Origin of the sequence: Streptomyces sp. NBC_00984 (assembly GCF_045162475.1) — a bacterium.
GTDB lineage: Bacteria > Actinomycetota > Actinomycetes > Streptomycetales > Streptomycetaceae > Streptomyces.
The window spans coordinates 8,105,731-8,127,827 of sequence record NZ_CP108734.1 but is presented as its reverse complement, the minus strand read 5'-3'; the positions used below and the strand labels follow the sequence as shown (position 1 = coordinate 8,127,827).

General features: G+C 70.9%; 19 protein-coding genes, 1 pseudogene and 1 riboswitch. Of the genes and pseudogenes, 11 read left to right on the top strand and 9 right to left on the bottom strand.

Features of this window, described 5'->3' with window-relative positions; genetic code table 11:
- Positions 1-50: 50 nt before the first annotated feature.
- Positions 51-470 carry a hypothetical protein gene (locus tag OG520_RS36130; RefSeq protein ID WP_406015909.1) on the bottom strand — a complete coding sequence of 140 codons (420 nt, stop codon included), beginning with the start codon at positions 468-470 and terminating at the stop codon, positions 51-53.
- Positions 471-771: 301 nt separating this feature from the next.
- A riboswitch (cobalamin riboswitch) is annotated at positions 772-989 on the top strand.
- Positions 990-1,151: 162 nt separating this feature from the next.
- On the opposite strand from OG520_RS36130, the gene metE reads away from it, so the two are divergent.
- Entirely contained in the window at positions 1,152-3,470 is a 2,319-nt protein-coding gene (gene metE, locus OG520_RS36125) for a 5-methyltetrahydropteroyltriglutamate--homocysteine S-methyltransferase (RefSeq protein WP_406015908.1), read from the top strand.
- Between the two features lie 500 nt (positions 3,471-3,970).
- Here metE and OG520_RS36120 read toward each other — a convergent pair whose 3' ends face one another.
- Positions 3,971-4,753: an HAD hydrolase family protein gene (locus tag OG520_RS36120; RefSeq protein WP_406015907.1), complete on the bottom strand. Its 783-nt coding sequence runs from the start codon at positions 4,751-4,753 to the stop codon at positions 3,971-3,973.
- A gap of 150 nt (positions 4,754-4,903) precedes the next feature.
- Here OG520_RS36120 and OG520_RS36115 point away from each other — a divergent pair, with 150 nt between their 5' ends.
- Both OG520_RS36115 and OG520_RS36110 read left to right on the top strand, forming a co-directional pair.
- On the top strand, positions 4,904-5,299 hold the full coding sequence (locus OG520_RS36115; RefSeq protein ID WP_385333844.1) for a molybdopterin-binding protein: 396 nt from the start codon (positions 4,904-4,906) through the stop codon (positions 5,297-5,299).
- A gap of 132 nt (positions 5,300-5,431) precedes the next feature.
- A pseudogene (locus OG520_RS36110) lies at positions 5,432-5,764 on the top strand (molybdopterin cofactor-binding domain-containing protein); the annotation flags it as partial.
- Here the strand turns inward: OG520_RS36110 and OG520_RS36105 are convergent.
- Positions 5,740-6,429: a M24 family metallopeptidase gene (locus tag OG520_RS36105; RefSeq protein WP_399333597.1), complete on the bottom strand. Its 690-nt coding sequence runs from the start codon at positions 6,427-6,429 to the stop codon at positions 5,740-5,742. The pseudogene OG520_RS36110 and the gene OG520_RS36105 overlap by 25 nt on opposite strands.
- Positions 6,430-6,667: 238 nt before the next feature.
- Positions 6,668-7,138, bottom strand: a complete 471-nt coding sequence (locus tag OG520_RS36100) for a molybdopterin-dependent oxidoreductase (protein WP_406015906.1) — start codon at positions 7,136-7,138, stop codon at positions 6,668-6,670.
- 138 nt (positions 7,139-7,276) lie between these two features.
- On the opposite strand from OG520_RS36100, the gene OG520_RS36095 reads away from it, so the two are divergent.
- Genes OG520_RS36095 through OG520_RS36080 form a run of 4 tightly spaced genes read left to right on the top strand, consistent with a single transcriptional unit; the run spans position 7,277 to position 10,456 of the window.
- A complete protein-coding gene (locus OG520_RS36095; protein ID WP_399333593.1) occupies positions 7,277-7,663 on the top strand; it encodes a molybdopterin-binding protein in 387 nt (128 codons plus the stop codon).
- A gap of 35 nt (positions 7,664-7,698) precedes the next feature.
- Complete coding sequence (modA, locus tag OG520_RS36090; RefSeq protein ID WP_406016645.1) at positions 7,699-8,526, top strand: molybdate ABC transporter substrate-binding protein; 828 nt, start codon at positions 7,699-7,701, stop codon at positions 8,524-8,526.
- Complete coding sequence (gene modB, locus OG520_RS36085) at positions 8,523-9,383, top strand: molybdate ABC transporter permease subunit (protein WP_266423560.1); 861 nt, start codon at positions 8,523-8,525, stop codon at positions 9,381-9,383. Before modA ends, modB begins: the two co-directional genes overlap by 4 nt.
- A complete protein-coding gene (locus OG520_RS36080) occupies positions 9,380-10,456 on the top strand; it encodes an ABC transporter ATP-binding protein (RefSeq protein ID WP_406015905.1) in 1,077 nt (358 codons plus the stop codon). The genes modB and OG520_RS36080 overlap by 4 nt, the downstream gene beginning before the upstream one ends.
- Before the next feature lie 111 nt (positions 10,457-10,567).
- On the opposite strand, the gene OG520_RS36075 is transcribed toward OG520_RS36080, so the two are convergent.
- The gene (locus OG520_RS36075) at positions 10,568-11,944 is read right to left on the bottom strand and encodes an ATP-binding protein (protein WP_406015904.1); all 1,377 of its coding nucleotides are present in this window, start codon (positions 11,942-11,944) and stop codon (positions 10,568-10,570) included.
- Positions 11,945-11,947: 3 nt separating this feature from the next.
- The gene (locus OG520_RS36070) at positions 11,948-12,625 is read right to left on the bottom strand and encodes a winged helix-turn-helix domain-containing protein (protein ID WP_385333868.1); all 678 of its coding nucleotides are present in this window, start codon (positions 12,623-12,625) and stop codon (positions 11,948-11,950) included.
- A 148-nt stretch (positions 12,626-12,773) separates the two neighbouring features.
- Between OG520_RS36070 and OG520_RS36065 the strand changes: the two genes are divergently transcribed.
- Complete coding sequence (locus OG520_RS36065) at positions 12,774-12,971, top strand: hypothetical protein (RefSeq protein ID WP_399333587.1); 198 nt, start codon at positions 12,774-12,776, stop codon at positions 12,969-12,971.
- 178 nt (positions 12,972-13,149) lie between these two features.
- Here OG520_RS36065 and OG520_RS36060 read toward each other — a convergent pair whose 3' ends face one another.
- The gene (locus tag OG520_RS36060) at positions 13,150-13,833 is read right to left on the bottom strand and encodes a BPL-N domain-containing protein (RefSeq protein ID WP_406015903.1); all 684 of its coding nucleotides are present in this window, start codon (positions 13,831-13,833) and stop codon (positions 13,150-13,152) included.
- Positions 13,830-17,915, bottom strand: coding sequence for a Pls/PosA family non-ribosomal peptide synthetase (locus OG520_RS36055; protein WP_406015902.1), 4,086 nt, complete (start codon positions 17,913-17,915; stop codon positions 13,830-13,832). Before OG520_RS36055 ends, OG520_RS36060 begins: the two co-directional genes overlap by 4 nt.
- Between OG520_RS36055 and OG520_RS36050 the strand changes: the two genes are divergently transcribed.
- The 3 genes from OG520_RS36050 to OG520_RS36040 all read left to right on the top strand — a co-directional run bounded on the left by OG520_RS36050 (position 17,914) and on the right by OG520_RS36040 (position 20,417).
- Positions 17,914-18,168, top strand: coding sequence for a hypothetical protein (locus tag OG520_RS36050; RefSeq protein ID WP_406015901.1), 255 nt, complete (start codon positions 17,914-17,916; stop codon positions 18,166-18,168). The two genes, OG520_RS36055 and OG520_RS36050, sit on opposite strands and share 2 nt — an antisense overlap.
- A 247-nt stretch (positions 18,169-18,415) precedes the next feature.
- A complete protein-coding gene (locus OG520_RS36045) occupies positions 18,416-19,423 on the top strand; it encodes a hypothetical protein (protein ID WP_406015900.1) in 1,008 nt (335 codons plus the stop codon).
- Positions 19,424-19,688: 265 nt separating this feature from the next.
- Positions 19,689-20,417 (top strand): hypothetical protein, encoded by a 729-nt coding sequence (locus OG520_RS36040; RefSeq protein WP_406015899.1) that lies wholly within the window; start codon positions 19,689-19,691, stop codon positions 20,415-20,417.
- A gap of 78 nt (positions 20,418-20,495) precedes the next feature.
- Here the strand turns inward: OG520_RS36040 and OG520_RS36035 are convergent, their stop codons facing one another.
- A complete protein-coding gene (locus OG520_RS36035; protein ID WP_266815641.1) occupies positions 20,496-22,082 on the bottom strand; it encodes an IS1182 family transposase in 1,587 nt (528 codons plus the stop codon).
- Positions 22,083-22,097 lie beyond the last annotated feature (15 nt).

The window sequence follows — 22,097 nt, the reverse complement described above, 5'->3', positions numbered from 1 at the left end:
CCCGCGCCGTTCACGCCGTCTCCGGTCCCTCACGGGCGTGCGTGCGCCCGTCAGTTGAAAGTCGTGTCGGAGAAATTCTGCTGCTGCCCCTGGATGACCGGGCCGGTCCGGGCGCCCTCTCTGACGCTGTTGTGAACTGTCACGGCCGGCACACCCGCCGCTGCGGGGGCGAGTTCATCCAGCAGCAGTCGCAGCTCCTGTGCTGCCGCCGGGTCCGCCCGCAGCGCTCGACGCAGCCTGAGCCGCCACTCGTCCTCGATGTCCTCCGCGACATCCGGCGCCTCACCGTCGCGGGCCGAGATGAGTTCCTCCCGGGACGCTTCGAGCTCTTCGTCCACGCCACCGGTTTCCCCGCCCCGTGCGAGGAAACGTGCCACTCGTGCCCGTGTCTGCGTCCAGGCGTCCGAGACCATGAGCCCCACCAAGGTCGTCGCCCCGGTCTCCGCCAGCGCCGCCAACTCCGCTTCCACGATTCCCCCGTTGTGTCGCCGTCGCGCTGCGCGTGTGTGAAGTTGCTCCTCCCACGGTAGAGAGCGGACGAGCACTTCGAAAGCGCGCCCAAGGGCGCGGCGCGGCTGAGAACCAGCCATCGGGTCGAAGATCACCGAGGCGGCGGTGTCGCGCCACGTCGGGGAAGGTGCGACGCCGGAGGGGCGTGTGGCGGACGGTGGCCCGTCGCGCGCCCTTCAGCCTGCCCGGCCGGACCGATCCCGTGTCTCATGTCACGTTCCGGAATGTGAACAGCGGTGCCCCGAGAGCGATCCGCCCTCTAGTCTGGCCGGTGCAGCTGGTTCGCCCTGTCCGCCAGGCAGGCGCGTCGTAAGAGGGAACCCGGTGGGAATCCGGGACTGCCCCGCAGCGGTGAGCGGGAACGACCGCCGTCATACGCACTGGATCCGGTCGGATCCGGGAAGCGACGGCCAGTAGGTGTCTGCCCTCGGCAGATGTGCCCGCGAGTCCGAAGACCTGCCCGTTGCCCGCACGCGACCCCTCGTGTGCGGATATCCCGGTGACCTCGTGGGCGGGTCGGCGTACACACCAGACGGAAGACCGCACCCATGGCGTGCGCAGGATCCGTCCGGTTCGTCATCCCTTCGCGTCCATGTCCCGTCCCCGGGATCTCAAGGAGTCATCTCGCGAAGGAGATTTCCGTGACAGCACAGCCCGCAGCCGCGGCAGCACACGCCACCGTGTACGGCTACCCCCGCCAGGGACCGGACCGGGAACTGAAAAAGGCCATCGAGGGTTACTGGAAGGGCCGGGTCACCGCCGACGCCCTCCGGGAAACGGCGGCCGGCCTGCGCCGGTCCAACTGGCGGCAACTGGCGGACGCCGGTGTCCACGAGGTACCCACCGGCGACTTCTCCTACTACGACCACGTCCTGGACACCAGCGTCATGGTCGGCGCGGTCCCCCGCCGGCACCGTGAGGCCGTCGAATCCGACGCGCTCGACGGCTACTTCGCGATGGCCCGCGGCACCCAGGACGTGGCGCCGCTGGAGATGACCAAGTGGTTCGACACCAACTACCACTACCTCGTCCCCGAACTCGGCCCGGACACCGTCTTCACCTCCGACTCCACCAAGCAGGTCGCCGAACTGAGGGAAGCCCTCGCGCTCGGACACACCGCCCGGCCGGTGCTCGTCGGCCCCGTCACGTACCTGCTGCTCGCCAAGCCCGCCCCCGGGGTGGCGGCCGGCTTCGAACCGCTCACCCTGCTGGACCGTCTGCTGCCGGTCTACGCGGAGGTACTCGCCGATCTGCGCGCCACCGGCGCGGAATGGGTCCAGCTCGACGAGCCCGCACTGGTCCAGGACCGGACGCCGGCCGAGCTGAACGCCGCTGCCCGTACGTACCGTGAACTCGGCGGCCTGACCGACCGGCCCAAGCTGCTCGTCGCCTCGTACTTCGACCGGCTCGGCGAGGCGCTCCCCGTACTGGCGAAGGCCCCGGTGGACGGACTGGCACTGGACTTCACCGACGACGCCGCCGCCAACCTCGCGGACCTCGCCGCCGCCGGCGGGCTGCCCGGCAAACGGCTCGTCGCGGGCGTGGTCGACGGCCGCAACATCTGGATCAACGACTACGAGAAGTCGCTGGCCACCCTCGCCACACTCCTCGGCCTCGCCGGCCGGGTCGACGTGGCCGGCTCCTGCTCCCTGCTGCACGTCCCCCTCGACACGGCACCCGAACGGGACATCGACCCCCAGGTCCTTCGCTGGCTCGCCTTCGCCCGGCAGAAGACCGCCGAGATCGTCACTCTGGCCAAGGGGCTGGCCCAGGGCACCGGCGCCATCGCCACGGAGATCGCCGCCAACCGGGCCGACCTCGCCTCACGCGCGCACTCCCCCCTCACCCGCGACCCCGCCGTACGCGCCAGGACCGCGGCCGTCACCGACCTCGACGGCCGCCGCTCCCAGCCGTACACCGAGCGCGCCGCCGCCCAACGGGCCCACCTCGGGCTGCCGTTGCTGCCCACGACCACCATCGGTTCCTTCCCCCAGACCGCCGAACTGCGCACGGCCCGCGCCGACCTGCGCGCGGGCCGGATCGACACGGCCGGTTACGAGGAGCGGATCAGGGCCGAGATCGGCGAGGTCGTCGCCTTCCAGGAAAAGGCCGGCATCGACGTCCTGGTGCACGGCGAACCCGAACGCAACGACATGGTCCAGTACTTCGCCGAACAGCTCACCGGCTACCTCGCCACGCAGCACGGCTGGGTCCAGTCCTACGGCACCCGCTACGTCCGGCCACCGGTGCTCGCGGGCGACATCTCCCGCCCCGAACCCATGACGGTGCGCTGGACCTCGTACGCCCAGTCGCTCACCGACCGTCCGGTCAAGGGCATGCTGACCGGGCCCGTCACCATGCTGGCCTGGTCCTTCGTCCGCGACGACCAACCGCTCGGCGACACCGCCCGGCAGGTCGCCCTCGCCCTGCGCGACGAGGTCGACGACCTGGAAGCCAGTGGCACATCGGTCATCCAGGTCGACGAACCCGCCCTGCGCGAGACCCTCCCCCTGCGAGCGGCGGACCACGCCGCATACCTGGAGTGGGCCACCGAGTCGTTCCGTCTCACCACCAGCGGCGTGCGTCCGGACACCCAGATCCACACCCACATGTGCTACGCCGAGTTCGGCGACATCGTCCAGGCCATCGACGACCTCGACGCCGACGTCATCAGCCTGGAGGCCGCCCGCTCCCACATGCAGGTCGCCCGCGAACTCGCCGCACACGGCTACCTGCGCGAGGCCGGACCCGGTGTCTACGACATCCACTCCCCGCGCGTGCCCGATGCGGACGAGGCCGCCGCCCTGCTCCGCAAGGGGCTGAAGGCCATTCCCGCCGAACGGCTGTGGGTCAACCCCGACTGCGGTCTGAAGACACGCGGCTGGCCCGAGACCAAGGCATCCCTGGAGAACCTGGTCGCCGCGGCCGGCACGGTACGCGGGGAGCTGCCCCCGTCCTGACGGCGCCCGCCGGGGCCGGGGCGCCCACGAGCGCCCCGGCCCCGGCGCGACACACGGCGTGCGGCAGCAGAAGCGTGCGCAGATCCGCCGGCCGTACACCGTCGCGTACGGCAAGACGCTTGCCGCTCGCCGCGCTGTTGAACACGTACTGCTTGCGGTTGTCCGCCCCGTCTCCGCTGATCTGCCGGAACTGCCACTGCCGGTCCGCGGCGGAGGCGCCAGCCTTGATGACGAGCCCGCTGCCGTCGGCGGCGACGGTCAGGTCCTTGCCGCTCTGCACGCCCGTCAGCTCGTAGGCGTGGCCCTTGCGCAGGGTCGCCCCGCCTCATCGGTGCGTCGGCCGCACCGGGTCGCGGGGGGGGCGATGCCGGGGCGGATCCGAGGGCGACGGCCCGCGCGACGGACCTTCGGGCGCCTGACCACGGGCTCCGTACCTGCCGGCACGGGATGGACTCATCGCGAGACGGGCCGAGGCCGTCAGGCACGCGTGACGCCCGCGATCACACCGCCCGGACAATGTCCTGGGCCGCCTCGGCCAGCAGTGAGATCTCGGCCGCGACCGCCTCCGGGTCGGCCGCGACGGTGACGTGGGCGACCTCGTCCAGACCCGGGTACGAGCCGACGCGCACTGCCCGCTCCGCGTTCCGCAGCAGATCGACGTCATTGATGTCGTTGCCGAATGCGACGTACTCGCCGATCCCCATCCACCGGAGGGCTTCCCACTTCGTCGTCGAACCCGGCGCAAAGTCGATGATCGCCTCGTCGAGGTGGTGATTGACCGTCATCCCCAGCCCACGGCCGACCTCGGCGAGTGCCGCCATGTCCGACGCACCGACGACGAGGAACTTCACGACCTCGGGAAGCTCGGCGATGTCCACCATTCTCGCGAGGTTGCCCTGATCGACACGGCCCCGGATCGGATGGTCCGCAGGTCCGGTGTAGGCGTAGTCCCAGGGGCCGTCGGCGAGGTACGTCGCCTCGTACTGCCCGACCGCTTCCAGCAGCGCGCCGAGTCCGGCGGGATCGAAGGCGGCCCGAGCCCGAACCTCGCTGTCGACCGAGACGAGGCTCCCGTTCCCGCCGATGAGTTCGGCGGACGCGAAGGCTCCGTCGAGGACGGGCAGCAGGTCCCGGACAGGCCGGGCGGAAGCGAACACCACATGATGGCCGACGCGCTCGCACTCGCCGATCGCCGTGAGAATCCGATCATCGATCGTTCGTCCGTCGAAGCAGAGCGTGCCGTCGATGTCGAAAACCAGTGTGCGGGCGCGAAGTTTGATCATCAACGGATGATATCCGGCCGGCCAACGGCGACGAGCCAGCGCCGGTGACCGCACCCGATGCCGGATACCGCCGCCCGCCCGGACCGCTTCCGACCTGACCGGACCAGTGCGGTGGGCAGGGCATCCGCGGATGGGCCTATCTTGGCGCATATGCAGTTCTACACAATCGGCCAGGCCGCCCGGCTCCTTGGTGTGAGCCCCGACACCGCGCGGCGCTGGGCCGACGCAGGCCGGGTGGCCACCCATCGGGACGAGGGCGGACGGCGGCTCATCGAGGGGAAGGATCTTGCCGCCTTCTCCGTGGAGCTGGCCAAGGGCGGTGGCGGTGAGGAGGACGCTTCGTACACCTCGGTCCGCAATGCCTTCCCCGGGATCGTCACCGCGGTGAAGCTCGGTGACGTCGCCGCCCAGGTGGAGATCCAGGCCGGCCCGCACCGGCTGGTGTCGCTGCTGACACGGGAGGCCGTGGAGGAGTTGGGGCTGGAGGTCGGGATGGAGGCCACGGCCCGGGTGAAGTCGACGAACGTACATATCGACCGCGTCTGACCGAGAAGCGCCGGCCTCCCCGTGCGTACCGCATTCACCGGCATCGTCACCGCTCCGAACACCCGGTCCCGTGGTCGTCGTCGGGGTCACCGCACGCGTGAAGTCGACGAGCGTGCTCCTCGCGTGCCTGCAGTCGAGGGCGGTGTCGCCCAGGCGCTGGGCGCGACCCTCTTCGAGAACGTCCGCATCGACGAGCGGGGCGAGGTCGAGACGGCTGCCTTCCGCCGCTACCGGCTCCCCCAGTACGCCGACGTCCCGCGCACCGAGGTCCACTTCGTGGAGACGGCCGACGCCATCGGGCCCCTCGGCGCCAAGTCGATGAGCGAGAGCCCCTTCAACCCGGTCGCCCCCGCCTTCGCCAACGCTCTCCGGGACGCGACGGGCATCCGGTTCACCCGGCTCCCCCTCACCCGCGACCGGGTGTGGACGGCGTTGTCGGATCAGAGCGTGAGCAGCTCCTCGTAGAAGCCGCCGAACTCCCGCTCCCGGTCGACGAGATGGATCTCCAGGATCCAGTGGCAGCGGCGCCCGGCCTTGTCGGTGCGCCGCATCGGGGTGTCGTTGGCGGGGGTGATGTACGACTCCATGTCCGCGCCGTCGATCCGCTCGTGCGGAAACTCCCCGACCAGGTGCCCGGCGTGCCAGCAGCCCAGCTCCCAACCGGCCTGCGCCGCCAGCCGTTCGACTTCGGCGTACAGCCGCGCGCCCGTGATCTCCGGGTCGGCCTCGAAGAAGCGCCGGCCCGCCGCGAAGACCTTCGGCAGGTCGTCGTGGAGCCGGTGCTTGACGGGGTCGTCGCCGAGGACGAAGGTCCGCCCGAAGTCGGCCTCGTACTCCTCGAAGATCGGCCCGAAATCGGCGAACACGATGTCGTCCGCGCCGATCAGCCGGTCCGGCGGATTCTCCCGGTACGGCATCAGCGTGTTCGGCCCGGAGCGCACGATGCGCTTGTGCCAGTGCCGGGTCGTGCCGAACAGCTCGTTCGCGAGGTCCCGGATCCGGTCGCTGACCGCCCGTTCCCCTTCGCCGGGCGCGACCAGCCCGCGTTCCTCGATCTCCGCGAAGAGCCGCTCCGCCTTCGCCTGGGCGTCCAGCAGTCGTGCCGAGCGCGTGGGTTCGTCATCCGCCATGGAACCGACCGTAGCCATGCCGCTCACCTCCGGCAACGCGATTCCTGTGCGGGTGGCTTCCACCGGCCCTCCGCCGGGAGCGGCGATCCGCCGATCTGCCGGGCATCGCCGGGGCGGGCCACGCCGTCCACCGCCGCCGGTGTCGGCCGCGCGGCACATGCCGGACGGTCAGGACGCCCTCGGTTCCGCCCGGCTCACAGCTCGCCCTCCGTCCATGCCGTACGGGTACGGCCCGGTGTCACGCCCAGGAGACGTAGCCGCCGTCCACCCGAATCGCGTTGATGCCGCTGATGTGCCGGGCCCCGCAGCGATCCTGGGGCAGGACGAGCTGGGCACCGGCGCGGTCGAGCGCGGTGCCGTCGATCGTGGCGGCGAGCAGTACGGGCGCGCGGCCGAAGTCGGGGTCGATCTCCGCCCAGGACAGCAGGGCGTGGTGGCCGTCCGCGCCGGACACCGCGATCAGGAAACGCAGGCGGTCCTTGCGGCGTGCGGGGTCGAAGACGGGACCGGCCGCCGACAGGACGTCGTGCAGGAGCGGCCCGGTGAAGCGGTGGTGCTGGATGCCGCTGGTGGCGCACTCGAAACTGACGTCGGCCTCGTGCTGCGGCCAGACGAGCAGGTCGGGCACCGTCAGGCGGACCGGACGGGTCAGATCGCCGGCGAGGGCGAATTCCGCCACCGGGTCCGCCGCTGCGGGGGACTGACTCACGGGCTACCACCTCCCGGATACCCCTACCCGGACAGCCATCCTGTACAAACGCACATGCGATCCGGGCAGATCCATGATCCGGCTCATGCAAAGCCACAGAAGACTTTTCCCTCGCATCTGCGGCAGTATCATCAGCGCATGCACACCTACCGGATCGGGGACGCTGCCGCCTTGCTCGGCGTCAGCGCCGACACCGTGAGGCGTCTGGTCGACGGCGGGAAGATCACCGCCGAACGCGACGGGACCGGCCGCCGGATCATCCCCGGGCCGGCCCTCGCGGCCTACGCCAGGCAGTCGCGGCGAACGGAGCGGGATTCCACCGGATCCTCGGCCCGCAACCGCCTCTCCGGCATCGTCACCGACGTGATCCTCGGGGACGTTTCGGCGCAGGTGGAGATCCAGGCCGGGCCGTTCCGGGTGGTGGCGATGGTCAGCCGCGAGTCGGCTGAGGAACTGAGGCTGGAGCCCGGTGTTCCGGCGATTGCCGTGATCAAGTCGACCAACGTGGTCGTCGACAGACCGTAGATGTGTCCGTCAGGACCAGAGGGAGTGGACCCGTGATAACCCGTACTGCGCGCAGGACCCGCCGGACCCTGCAGGCGGCAGGTGCCGGCGCCGCCGCGCTGCTGGCCCTGAGCGCCTGCTCCTCGTCCGACGACTCCTCGTCGGTGAAGTCGGACTCCTCCACCCCGGCCTCCTCGTCGGACAAGCTGTCCGGCACGGTGACCGTGTTCGCCGCGGCCTCGCTGAAGGAGAGCTTCACCACCCTGGGCAAGGAGTTCGAGAAGCAGCATCCGGGTACGAAGGTGACCTTCAGCTTCGGCGGCAGCGACTCTCTCGCCGCGAGCATCACCGGCGGTGCGCCGGCCGATGTCTTCGCCGCGGCCAGTCCCAAGACGATGAAGATCGTCACCGACGCGGGCGACGCCTCCGGCACGCCCGCCACCTTCGTTCGCAACCAGTTGGAGATCGCCACTCTGCCGGGCAACCCCGACAAGATCTCCTCCCTCAATGACCTCACCGGGTCGAGCCTGAAGGTCGTGCTCTGCGACAAGGAGGTACCGTGCGGCGCCGCCGCCCAGAAGGCCCTCGACGCCAGCGGACTCAAGCTCACCCCGGTGTCGTACGAGCAGGACGTCAAGAGCGCCCTGACCAAGGTCGAGCTGAAGGAGGCCGACGCGGCGGTCGTGTACAAGACCGATGTGAAGGCGGCCGGTGACAAGGTGGAGGGCGTGGAGTTCCCCGAGTCGGCCAAGGCCGTCAACGACTACCCGATCGCACTGCTCAAGGACGCCCCCAACGCCGATGCCTCCAAGGCGTTCATCGCACTGGTGCAGTCCGCCGAGGGCCAGAAGGTCCTGACCGGGGCCGGGTTCCTGAAGCCGTGACCTCGACCGCGAAGTCCGGCGCCGCGACCGGAGCCCCCCGGGGCGGGCCGCGGCGTCGGCGTGTCCGGGCGGGTGGCGTCCGCGGCGTACCGCTGCCGCTGCTCGTGCCCGCGCTGATCGGCCTGGCATTCCTGGTCGTGCCCCTGGTCGCCCTGCTGGTACGGGCCCCGTGGCGCAGCATGCCCGAGCAGCTGACCAGCGCCGAGGTATGGCAGGCGCTCCAGCTGTCCCTGATCTGCGCCACCGCCGCCACCGCGGTGAGCCTGGTCATCGGGGTGCCGCTGGCCTGGCTGCTGGCCCGGGTCGAGTTCCCCGGGCGCGGCCTCGTCCGCGCTCTCGTCACGCTCCCGCTCGTCCTGCCGCCGGTCGTGGGCGGTGTGGCGCTGCTGACGGCGCTCGGCCGCAACGGCATCGTCGGAAAGTGGCTGGACTCCTGGTTCGGCGTCACCTTGCCGTTCACCACGGCGGGGGTCGTGGTCGCGGAGGCTTTCGTGGCGATGCCGTTCCTCGTCATCAGCGTCGAGGGCACCCTGCGGGCCGCCGACCCGCGCTACGAGGAGGCGGCCACCACCCTGGGCGCGTCCCGCTTCACCGCGTTCCGCCGGGTCACGCTCCCGCTGATCGCGCCGGGCATCGCGGCCGGCGCGGTCCTGGCGTGGGCCCGCGCGCTCGGCGAGTTCGGCGCGACCATCACCTTCGCCGGCAACTTCCCCGGCCGTACCCAGACCATGCCCCTCGCTGTCTACCTCGCCCTGCAGAGCGATCCGGAGGCGGCGATCGCCCTCAGCCTGGTGTTGCTGGCCGTGTCCATCGCGGTGCTGGCCGGGCTGCGTGACCGTTGGATGACCGCCGGATGACCGAGACCCACGACGACCGCACCAACCCCGCCCCGGACGGGCTCGACGCCCGCCTCGTGGTGGAACGCGGCACCTTCCGCCTCGACGTGGCGCTGACCGTCGAGCCCGGCGAGGTGGTCGCCCTGCTCGGCCCGAACGGCGCCGGCAAGACCACGGCCCTGCGCGCGCTCGCCGGCCTGACACCGCTCACCGGAGGTCATCTGCGGCTGGACGGCGCGACGCTGGAGCGTACGCCGCCGGAGGCCCGCCCCGTCGGCGTCGTCTTCCAGGACTACCTGCTCTTTCCCCACCTGACCGCCCTGGACAACGTGGCGTTCGGGCCGCGCTGTCAGGGGGCGACCAAGGCGGAGGCACGTGCGCAGGCCGCCGAGTGGCTCGACCGCCTGGGTCTCGCGGAGCACACCGGCGCCAGGCCCCGGCGGCTCTCCGGCGGCCAGGCGCAGCGCGTCGCCCTCGCCCGCGCCCTCGCCACCCGCCCGCGCCTGCTCCTCCTCGACGAGCCCCTCGCCGCCCTCGACGCCCGTACCCGCCTGGAGGTCCGCACCCAACTCCGGCGCCATCTGGCCGAGTTCGAAGCGGTCGCCGTACTCGTCACGCACGACCCGCTCGACGCCATGGTCCTCGCCGACCGCCTGGTCGTCGTCGAGCACGGCGAAGTCGTCCAGGAGGGCAGCCCGTCCGACATCGCCCGCCATCCGCGTACGGACTACATCGCGCAGCTCGTCGGCCTCAACCTCCACCGGGGTCACGCGGACGGCCATACGGTCCGCCTCGGCACCGGCCCCGCCATCACCGTCGCGGAGGTCCTGTCCGGACCGGTCTTCGTGGCGTTCCCCCCGAGCGCCATCACCCTCCACGGCAGCCGCCCCGCCGGCTCCAGCGCCCGCAACGTCTGGCGCTGTGAGGTCGCCGGTCTGGAGACACACGGCGACCAGATCCGCGCCGCCCTCACCGGCGACCTCCCCCTCGCCGCCGATCTCACCACGGTCGCCGCCGCCGAACTCGACCTGCACCCGGGGGCGGAGGTCTGGGCGACGGTGAAGGCGACGCAGACCCACGCGTACCCCGTCTGAGGACGCGCGGGGTACAGCGGCACGGCCGTCATCGGTCGTCCGTCCCGCGATGAGCAGCCTGATGACCCGCATGCCCCGCGGACTTCTGCCGGGTCCGTCCCGGCGTGGCGACTACGGTTCTCCTGTCGGCAGTTGGACGACCAGCCGTGTACCGGGATGGTTGTCCTCGATGTGGGTACTGCCGTGGTGGGCCGTGACGATGTCGCGGACGATGGCGAGGCCGAGCCCGCTGCCGCCGGTGCCCCGTGCACGGGCGTCGTCCAGGCGGGTGAATCGGCCGAAGACGCGCTCACGGTCGGCCTCAGGAATGCCGGGGCCGTCGTCGGCGACGACCAGGTGTGCGGTGTTGTGCAGCGTATGGAGGCTGATGTCGATGCGGGTCGCGGCGTAGCGCAGCGCGTTGTCGAGGAGGTTGCGTACGACGCGGGCGAGGGCGTCCTCGTCGCCTGTCAGGCGTGCGGCGCCGACGGCGTGCTGGTCGATGACGAGGCGGGTGCGGCTGCGGGCCTCGCGTACCTCGGCGAAGACGATCTCGTCCAGGTCCACGGGCCGGGTCCGCAGCCGGGGCCGGGCGTCGAGTCGTGCGATCCGGAGGAGGTCGTCGACGAGACGGTTGAGCCGTTCGGTCTCCCGGAGCAGGTCGGGCGCGAGGGTCTGCCAGTGGGCGGATTCCGGGTGGTGGTCGGCGACTTCGAGGCGGGTGTGCAGGGTGCTGAGGGGGCTGCGCAGTTCATGGGCGGCGTCCGCGATGAACCTCCGCTGTCGCCGGGTCGCGGCGTCCAGGCGGCCGAGCAGGTCGTTGAAGGTCGTGGCCAGTCGGCCGAGCGCGTCGTTGGCGGGTGGCACGTCGAGACGGCGGCTCAGGTCGGACCCGGTGATCTCGGCCGTCTGGGCGCGCATGGCGTCCACGGGTCGCAGCGCGCGTCCGGTGAGCAGCCAGACAATTCCGGTGAGCAGGGCGACGACTGCCGGTACGCCGGTGGCCAGGCCTGCGGAGAGCTGTGCCAATCCGTGGTCGACGCTCTCGGTGGGCGCGGCCACGTACACGGTCACGGGGTTGTGGGGCGTGCCTGCGGGTACGCCGACGGCGCGCCAGGTTCCGTTCCCGTGCTCGGGGATGTCGTGGACGGTGTGGGCGTGCGGGGTCCCGGACCGGCTTGCCGGGAAGGTGAACAGCCGTGGCAGACCGCGCAGGTTGGCCGAGCTGGAGAGTACGTCTCCCTTCCCGTCGACGATCTGCACGGCGGCTTCCGCGTGGGAGGTGGCTGGTACTTCTGCGCCGATCTGATTGCTGTCCACGTCAGCGGCCACTACTTGGGCGCGTTGCAGTACGGTCTGATCGAGGCCGTTGATCAGACTGGCGTGCAACCAGACGACGAGCAGCAGGGCCGCTCCGGCCAGTCCGGCTGCTATGACCAGGGCCGCGGCGGCGGTCAGCCTCAGTCGCAGCGACCGGCGGGCCCACCAGGAGCGGACGTCGGCGGCCATCGGTCATCTCGCAGTGCTGTGGAGTCGGTAGCCGGCACCGCGGACGGTTTCGATGGTCCGGCGGCCGAACGGGGCGTCGATCTTACGCCTGAGATAGCCGACGTACACCTCGACGATGTTGGTGTCGCCGTCGAAGTTCTCGTCCCAGACGTGGGTGAGGATGTCGGTCTTGCTGATCACCTCGTCGGCGTGCCTGAGCAGGTATTCCAGAAGAGCGAATTCCCTTGCTGTCAGGTTGATGTCCCGTTCCCCACGGCAGCAGCGGTGGCAGGCGGGGTCCACGGTGAGGTCGTCGGCGGTGAGCACGGCGGGCCGGGCGGGTGCGCCGCGGCGCAACAGGGCTCTCAGGTGGGCGACGAGCACCACGTAGGAGAACGGCTTGCTCAGATAGTCGTCGGCGCCGAGGTCGAGGGCGTCCGCCTCGTCGTACTCGCCGTCCTTCGCCGTGAGCATCAGCACCGGCGTCCAGATCCTGGCTGCCCGCAGCCGTTTCAGGACTTCGTATCCGGACAGTTCGGGCAACATGATGTCCAGCACGATGACGTCGTAGGGCTCGTGCAGGGCCCGCCACAGTCCGTCCGCTCCGTCGTACGCGATGTCGGCGACGAACCCTTCTGCAGCCAGTCCGTCGGCGATGGCATCGGCGAGCGCGGGCTCGTCCTCGGTGATCAGCATCCGCATGGTGGCCTCTCCGTCCACCATAGCCCCGGGCCGAAGTCGCTGTTTCCTGAAAGGACGCTGAGGGGCGAGCCGGTTCTCAGTCTCTTCTCAGTGCCGCGGCCACAGGCTGGAGTCGTCAATCGGAAATGGTCAGTCGAGGAGAGGAACGATGAGCGACCTCAGGGAAGGACGCCGAGGCAGGGACGAGGACGCCCCGGAGCGCAGGCGGTACGACGACAGCGGCGACCGGCGGGAATCCGACGAGCGGCGGGACGACAGGCGGCCCGAAGGACGACGTGAGCCCGGCACCGGGGAACGCGAGCGTCTGGCTCGTGCCTCGCGTGTCACCGATCAGCCACTCGGCTGAATGACGGAGACAGCAACTACCGATATCGAGAAGCGCACTTGGCCGGCCCGTGCCTCGGGTCGGCCGAGTGCGCTTCTCGGCGACATCGGACTTCTCGGCGACATCGGATTCCCGTACGTGTCCCCTGCCGAAGCTCTTCGGCGCGGCATCGAGCACGCGGGGGACGAGGGCTCCCGGGTCACTCCCGCATCACGGCTTCCACCAGTTCCTCGGCCAGGTCCAGGGTGTGCTGAATCGGCAGGTCGTGGTCGGTGTACCAGTCCGCGGTGGCCTCGGGGTGCGGTCCGGTGACCGCCACGCGGCCATGGCCGTACCGGGTCACAAGGGCGGCGGCGGCACCGTTGTCGTAGGTGGCGAGGATCCTCGCGTCGGCGTTCTCGTCGAGGACGAAGAGGGGGCCGTCCTGGAAGAACACGGTGCGCGGACGGCCGCGCCATGTCACCTGGATCACCGTGTCGCGCTCGTCGTGGACCGTGGCGCCCGGGGAGGAGATGTACTGGTCGGTGTCGCCGGGCAGCAGGCCGAAGCCCGGGGTGGCTCCGGCGAGGTAGCCGCCGAGGCAGAAGCCCAGATAGCTCCCTCCTCGGTGGACGAAGTCACGTACTGCCCGGCGCTGCCTTCGTAGTCTCCGGTAGGCGGACGAGAGCGTGCCGCCACCGGGCTGGGCGTACAGCGCGGCGTGGGACAGGGTCCGGGCCGTCAGCGGAAGCGCCTCGTCGGGCCCGGTGAATCGGACGTCCAGATTCCATCGAGCCGAGGCGAGGAGCCCCGCGACTGCCTCGGGGCAGCCGGGCTGTGAGGCCGGCCCCCGGTAGACGAGGGCCAGGCGACGGTGCCCGGCGAACGCCTCGGTGTGTGTCATGGCGGTCTCCCCCAGTGCCTGGACCGGGCCGGACAGACGGACGCAGGACCGGCAGACGCAGGACCGACGGATGCAGGACCGACGGATGCCACGGCGGTTCCTTCGGCCGGGAGCCCCTGCCAGTTCGTTCCCGAGGTCAGCCGCTCGCCCTTCATGACCAGCGACAGCGCTCCGAGCCGGACGTCGGCGCCCACCACCGTGTCGTAGAGCACGACCGTCCGCGGGCCGATGCTCGCCCCGGGGCCGACGGTCACCGTCGACATCTTCATCACGCGGTCCTCGAAGAGATGGCTCTGCAGCGAGACGTGCATGCCGATCTCGGCGTCGTCGCCCACCTCCACCAGGTCGAACTCGGTGAGGAACGTGGTACCGATCCAGGTGCGCCGTCCGATGCGGGCTCCGAACCGGCGCAGCACCGGCGGCAGGAACGGTGTCCCCACCAGGAGGCCCACACCGATCGGGATCGCGGCCGCCTCGAACAGTCCGGTGACGAACTCCGTGCGGCGCACGAACAGGCTCCACAGGGGCTCGATGCGCGGCCGGTACCTTCCGGCGACCACCCACTTGGCCAGCACGCAGTACGCGATGACGGCCAGCGCGGCGCCCATGGCGAGCAGCGGGGACACCAGCAGGGGCACGAGCGGCCCTGTCCGGTGTGCGGCGTCGGCCAGGGCCAGCAGGTACAGGCAGGCGCTGATGGCCAGTACCGAGGCGGGCATGGTGGTCCGGAAGAACTCGATGGCCAGACGGCCGAGCACGGCCTTGCGGGAAGGCGAGAACGTCAGCCTCTCGGGATACGTCCCGCTGGCCTGGCGTACGGGAAGCCGCAGGGCGGGCGAGCCCAGCCAGGTGCTGTCGGCAGGCACACGGTCCGTGGGCGGGACCGTGCCCACGCCGATCAGGCAGCCCGAGCCGAGCCGTGTTCCGGCCGGAACGAGCGCCGCGTTACCGATGAAGGAACGTTCGCCGACCTCGGTCGGTTCGAAGGTCATGCGGTCGGCCGCGAAGGAGGCGACGCCGATGCCCGCCAGGTCGGCGACGAAGCTGCCGTCGCCGAGGGTGAGCAGGTCCGGGTCGATGTGCGACACGGTGGACACTTCGGCGCGGCGGCCGATGCGGGCGCCGAGCAGCCGCAGCCACGGGGCCGTGTAGAGCGTGGCGTACAGCGAGTTGGTGAATATGAGGCTGTGTTCCAGCAGCTTGTCCGCGATCCACTTGCGTACGCCGAGTGCCGAACGCGCCGGGTGGGTTCCCGGGGGTGTCCTCGGCAGGACCATGCGCTTGCCGACCGCGACGGTCAGGCACACCGTGATCACGAAGACCGGGCCGGAGAGCACGGCGGCGGCCAGTCCGGCGGCCGGGCCGCCGTGCAGCCAGGCCCACCAGAGCAGGGAGACACTCGGCAGGACCGCGGCGACCGCGGCTGCCTCCAGCAGGACCAGACCGAGCAGGACGGCGAGCAGCTGCCTCGGCTGCCAGCGGTCCGTCTCGCCGCGGGTTCCCAGCATCGCCTCGACAGAGGGCGACAGCGAGGTGACAGGACGTGCGGGCGATCCGGCGCGGCGCGCCCCGGCGGGTACCGGATCGTCCGGGCCCGCCACGGACTGCTCGCCGAGCGCGGACCCGGGTCCCAGGCACGCGCCGGGTTCACAGACCGCGTTGGCACCTACGAAGGCCCGCTCGCCGATGGTGATCGGGGCGATCGTGACCCACCCGTCGGCGACCTGCCAGGGACGCAGCACGGCGCCGTAGCCGATCGCGGCGTCGCGGTCGATGCGCAGCAGCGCGGGCAGGCCGATCAGACCGGTGGCGATGGTGGTGTCAGGGCCGATGCGTGCGCCCAGAAGCCGCAGGTAGGGGCCCATCAGGGGGGATCCGCTGAGGACCCGCAGGGGGCTGATGCCGTGCACGAGCACGTCCAGCACCCACAGCCGCAGATAGGTCGCTCCCCACAGCGGGTAACGGCCGGGCCTGATGCCCGCCGCCAACGGCCGGGCGAGAGCGACCGGAACGAGCCAGCGCACGGCGACATAGCCGGCCAGCACGGTGAGGGTGGACCACGCCGCACCCCAGCCCGACTCCTGGCCGTGATGGACCGAGTAGGAGAGAGCCACCGGCCCGGTGAGCAGCAGGAGCAACCCGTACATCGCCACCAGCTGGGCCAGCCCGGCACGCGCGATCCGCCCACGGCCGTGCCTGAGCGGGGCGGGACGGGGCCGCGCCGTCGGGGCGGGGCGGGCCGCCGAAGAACTCAGGCGTGCCGCGAGCGCCCGCACGGTGGGGTGCTCGTACAGGTCCCGCAGGGTCGGTCCTGCCGCGCCGTCCTGGTCACGCAGCAATGACACGGCACGGGCAGCGAGCAGGGAATGTCCGCCGAGGCCCGTGAAGAAGTCGGCCTCCGCCGACAACTCCCCGGGGGCGATACCGAGCACCTGCGCCCAGGCGTCACGCACTCTCGTCTCCAGGTCCCCGCGGACCGGCACCACGTGTCCGGTACCGGCGAGCCGGTGGCCGACCGGTGGCGGCAGTCGTCTGCGGTCGGTCTTGCCGCTGGGCATGACCGGCAGCCGGCCGAGGAAGTCCAGGGTCGAGGGCACCATGTAGGCGGGCAGTGACCGGCGCAGGCGCTCATGCAACCGAGCGGTGAGATCGTCATCGGAGCCTTCGCGGTCCTCGGTGCGCACGACGTAGGCGGCGAGGAAACTGTCGCCGTCGCCAGCAGCCATGAGGGCGGTGCCTGCCTGGGCGACACCGGTGTCTTCCATCAGTACGCTGTCGATCTCCTCCAGTGACACGCGGTACCCGCGGATCTTCACCTCCGCGTCGGCCCGGCCGAGGTAGTCGATCTCCCCGTCTGCGGTCATCCTGCCGAGGTCGCCGGTGCGGTAGAGAGGGCCGTTCCCTGGTGCCAGGGGGTGTTCGACGAAGCGGTCGGCGGTCAGGTCCGGTCGTCCCACGTAGCCACGGGCGAGGCCGGGGCCACCCAGGCAGATCTCGCCGACGGCGCCCTGCGGGACCGGGCGGCGCCGCTCGTCGAGGAGCACGACCGTGTACGTGGGCAGGGGCCGGCCGATGGTGACCGGCCGGCCCGGAAGGAGCTCCTGCCACGTAGCCGTCACGGTGGCTTCGGTCGGTCCGTACGTGTTGAGCATGCGCCGTCCCGGCCTGCTCCACCGCTCGACGAGTGCGGCGGGACACGCCTCACCGCCCACGACGACGCTGCGGATCCGCGGGAGGTCGCGCGGGATCGTCGCCAGCAGCGTCGGTACGCAGTACAGGACGGTCACCTCGTGTTCCTGGAGGAAATCGGCGAGCTCGGCACCGAGGCGTCCCGGGCCGGCCGGTCCGGCGACAAGCGTCGCGCCGGCCGCCCAGGTCGGCCAGATCTCCTCGATGGAGAAGTCGAACGAGATCGCCATGCCCTGGTACACCCGGTCCCGCGGCCGGACAGCGTAGATCGGGGAAACGACCCGCAGGAAGTTGCAGATGCTCGACTGGGCGATCTCCACGCCCTTGGGCCTGCCGCTGGACCCGGACGTGTAGATGACGTACGCCAGCGGGTCCTCCGCGCGCCGGTCCTCGGGCAGGCGCGAGGACGGCAGCAGATCGAAATCCCCGGCGCGCGCGTCGACCTCGACCACCGGGCACGCCTTGCGCGGCCCCGCCCAGACGGCTCCGGAGGCGAGAGCGGACGTGGTCAGCACCACGTCGGCGCCCACATCACGCAGGATGAAGGCAACCCGGTCGGGCGGCGCCGCGGGGTCGATCGGAACGAACGCCGCCCCCGCCTTGCAGACACCCAGCAGGCACACGTACGTCTCCACGGACTGCGGCAGCAGCAGGGCCGCGAGCCTGCCCGGACCGATTCCGATCCGACGCAGGTAGTGGGCGACTCGATTGGCCCGGACGTCGAGGTCGGCGTAGGTCAACCGGTGTGCACCGCATTCGAGCGCGATGGCTGCCGGTGTGCGGTCGCAGGCGGCCTCGAAGAATTGGTTCAGTCTGTCCGCGTCGCCCGTTCTCCCCGATTCGGTCCAGTCACCGATCAGGACATCGGGCAGCGCGGCGGTGCGGGAGACCATGAACTCCCCCTCATCCGGTGCGAAAGGTGCTCGGTCGTCTCAAGCCTGGGCGACACCGGCTGAGAAGAAGCTGAGCTCGACGTCGAGTGCTCTCGGCTCGACGTTCAGTCCTCTCGGCTCGGTGGGCAACCTCGCCGCAGTCGACCTGGACCAGATCACGCAGGTCGTGAAGCGTGGATTCAAGCAGATCCAGTACCGCCCGGACCTGGTCGACGGCTGTCTCGCTGGCACAGGCCTAATCATGGACGGCTGACCGACGGTACGAATCACGTTCAGCGGCTCAGTCCGGCGCGGCTTCCGGCTTCCGGCTTCCGGCTTCCGGCTTCCGGCTTCCGGCTTCCGGCTTCCGGCTTCCGGCTTCCGGCTTCCTGAGGCTGCGACCGGGACGTCGAGGCCCGCTCTGCCTATCGGTGGGGCGTTCAGCGTCGTCTGAAAACCCCTTGCTCCCCGGTCCGCCTGCTTGCTGGGATGCAGGGGCTTCGAGGGCGGGAGGGGACAGCTTGGCGGTGTTCGGGTGTGCGGGCTGCGGTGCGGTCCTGACGGCGGCGGTGTCGGAGGTGGCGTTGCCGATCCACCTGGCCGACGCCCACTGGGAGACGCTGCACCCGCCACTGCTGGAGGCCGGGTCCTACGCCGTCGACCCCGCGCCGTACGGACCGCCGTGGCGGCAGTGGGACGAGGTCAGGGCGCGCGAGGCGGCGGAGCGGGGGCGCTTCGCGCCGTTCGGCGCGCTGTCCGACGGACCGTCGGACACCGTCCTCCTCGCGCCCGGCGACATGCGCGGCACCGGGCTGATCCTCGAACGGGCCGGGGGCTACTGCATGGGGATCGACGGGAGGGACGGGCCGAACCTTGCCTGCCTGGGCTGCGATCTGCCGGTTGGAACGAGGATGGACGACTGCGGGTGCTGGCAGGTCGTCCGGCTCGTCCCGCAGGCGGTAGTGCGGCTGCCCGGCCCGCCGGAGCGGCCGATCATGGATTGGGCGGAGCTGCTGGCCACCGGCGCGCTGTGGCACCGGCTGAGCGAGTACCGGGACATCCCGGCGGGCGTGGCCCTCGCCCAGGTGGTGGTGGCCGCCGGGGGCGCGCCGGTCGAGGTGGCGCGCGGGCCGGTCGCGGAGCTCCTCGGCCGGGCACTTGGCGCGCTGCTGCCCGCCGGGGAAGGTGCGAAGAGGCTGGACCTGGCGGGACCGGGGTTTGGCGAGCCGGCCACTGACTTGGTGCTGGTGCCGGTCCATCCGCAGACCGGAGACATGTGGCAGCCGCGCGCCGGGGCGGTGCCGGTACCTATGGATGCCGCGCTCTGGGCCGAGCTCGCCTTCCCGCCACACCGGACCCGGCTGCCGGTGCTCGGCGGGTTGCCAGCAGGCGTGGAGCGGGACGACCCGCTGCCGCCGCACCCGTGGTACCCGTTCCAGCCGTCCAGGGAGGCGTTCCGGTACACGCTCGCGCGGATGCCCGCCGTCAGGGAACCGTGGCTGCGGGCGATCTACAACCGAGGATGCTGACCCGTCAGAGGTAGTGCGGACCCAGACGTTGGGCGCGACGTAGACGGCGTAGTCATGGACCGAATCGCAGCTGGGACCAGGACGCCCCTGATCACACATGGCTGACCGACATCACACATTCAACTTCAGTAGCAGCCGCTCGGCCGAGTCCGTGAGCGTCGGCAGATCCTGCCGCGCCAACTCGACCACCGAGCGCCGGTCTCGCCGGAGCTCGAACAGCCCCTCCTGGACGTGGCCCCGCCTACTGGCTGGATACGGGAGGACCTTGACCGATGCCGAGGAAGCGCGGCTGGTCATCGATACAGCCCTCGACGCGGTGAGCGGGATCGCGGAGCTCTGCCGCAGTCTGGGGGGCGTGACGCCCGAGGGCCCGTATCCGGCCTGGCAGGGCCCGCAGGGGCCGGTGACTGTGGCCCCGCTCTTCCTGCTGTACGACTACACGTTCCGCACTGCACCCGGGCTCAGCCGGGAGGGGGCGCTCGCGGCCACCTACGAGAGGGAGGTGGTGTGCAGCGATGAGTTCCTGCTGCACCCCGATCCGTACGAGAGCCGGCAGGCGTGGTGCGAGGCCAGGGTGAAGGAAACCGAGGTGCGGCTGGCTGCACTGGATCCGGCGACCCCCATCATGATGGTCAACCACTATCCGTTGGTGCGTGATCCGACGCGTGTGTTGCACCATCCCGAGTGCGCTCTCTGGTGCGGCACGGAAAGGACGGCTGACTGGCATCGGCGGTTCACGGTCGCGGCGATGGTCTACGGACATCTGCACATCCCCCAAACTACTGTGCACGACGGGGTCCGCTTCGAGGAGGTGTCGGTCGGCTATCCGCGTGAGTGGCGCAGGCTAGGGCCTGTCCGGCGGATCAGGGTCGGACAGGGCGCGGCGGCTGGTGCGGTGCATCGCAAGGCGCCGGAGCGTCCTGATAGCGGAGCTGTCCGGGCGTTTCGGCAACGCTGCGAGGTGCCGTGTCAGCCGCCGCGACCCCGGCCATGATCCGCCGGACAGGCCCTAGGAGACCGCTGAAAATCTTGTCGAGGGGTTGTGCGGCCGCAGGCCGGACGGCCCCTTTCGCTATGCGGTGGCCGGGGCGAGATGCCAGATGTTGTTGGTGTGGGTGAGTCCGAGGGTGATCAGTCGGCGGAGGTTGAGAGCGGCGGCGCGGTGGTGGAGCCAGATGTTGTTGGCGATGACGCCCCGGTAAGGGACCCGGCGGTTGCCCTTGGCGACGAGCCAGGCGATGGCGCGTTCGACGGGTGGCCGCCATCGGCGGTACTCGTCCTGCCAGACGGTGTCGGTGGCGGCCTGGGCCCGGGCGGCGGCCAGCAGTTCGTACTGGGGGTGGACGTTGAGGGTGCGTCCGGTTTTGGAGGTGGTGCAACGCGTCCGAAGAGGGCAGCCCGTGCAGACACGCTTGAACTGGGCGGTGCGGGCGCCGTCCGCCTTGATCTGGCCAAGGCCGGCGGTGTGTCCCGCAGGGCAGGTCGCGGTGCCGGCGGCCAGTTCGATCCGGAAGTCGTCGATGGTGAAGCCGCCGGGGACTGCCTGCCGCAGCGGCGGCGGCTTGATCACCAGGGTGTGGCCGTCGGCCTGCAGTTGTGCGCGCAGATCGCCGGTTCCGTAGGCAGAATCGCCGAGCACGGTTAACGCCGTGCCCTCTTCCTCGTCGGCCAGCAGACCGCAGGCGACGGCGGCCTCGTGGTTGTCGGGGCCATAGCCGCTGGTCAGGGCGACGGCGGTGAACAGGCCTGCCTCCGGCTCGAAAGACGCATGCCCTTTGAAGCCGTCCTGGTGACGGCTGCGGTTCTTGTGGATGTGCCGTGCGTCGGGGTCAACGGTGGACACCGTCCGGTCGGCCACTGTGCGCTTGGCGATGCGCCAGCGTCCGTCGCGCCCGTCGGAGTCCTCGGCGGGTTCCACGTCCTGCCCGGCGACCAGGGCCAGCAGGCCGACCGCGTTCGCCGCCTTCTCGCCCAGGTTCTGCTCAGGCAGGTGTCCGAGCAGGTTGAGGGCGTCGGTGACCAGCGCGTCGACCAGCGCGGCGCGGGCCGTCTCGTCGTCCCAGGCGATCCTCGGTTTGCCCGGGTCGCTGTAGTCATGCGCCTGGCAGTGCTCCGCGGCCACTTCCCCGGCGCCGGGGACCTCGCGGATCACCCGGCGGACCGCGGAGATGATCTGGGTGACGGTGTCCTGGGTGGCCACCGCATCATCGAGCACCGTGGAGTCCAGCGCGCGCCGCTGCTTGCCCTTGAGCACGCCGGTCGCGGCCACGACTTCCTTGACCTTGGTGAAGATCCGCATCGGGTCGGCCGAATGACGCAGGCGGCGCCGGAAGTACGTCAGCAGCGACGGATCAAACGCGGTGTCGTACAGCCCGAGCCCGCACGCGGCCTTCCACCGCAGGTCACACCGCAGTTCCTGGACCGTCTCGAAGTCCGACAGCCCCTGAAGGCTCTGCAGCACCACCGTCGCGGCCAGCACCTGCGGCGGCAGACTCGGACGGCCGTTGGACGACGGATACATGTCCGCGAACATCCCCAGCGGGAACAGCACCTCGCGATGTTCCGCCAGGAACGCGAACGCACTGCCGGCCGGGATCAACTCCCGGCACGTTTCCCACACATCCGGCCCGACCATCTCCCCGGCCCATTCCCCCTGCATGCCTACAAGATTGGC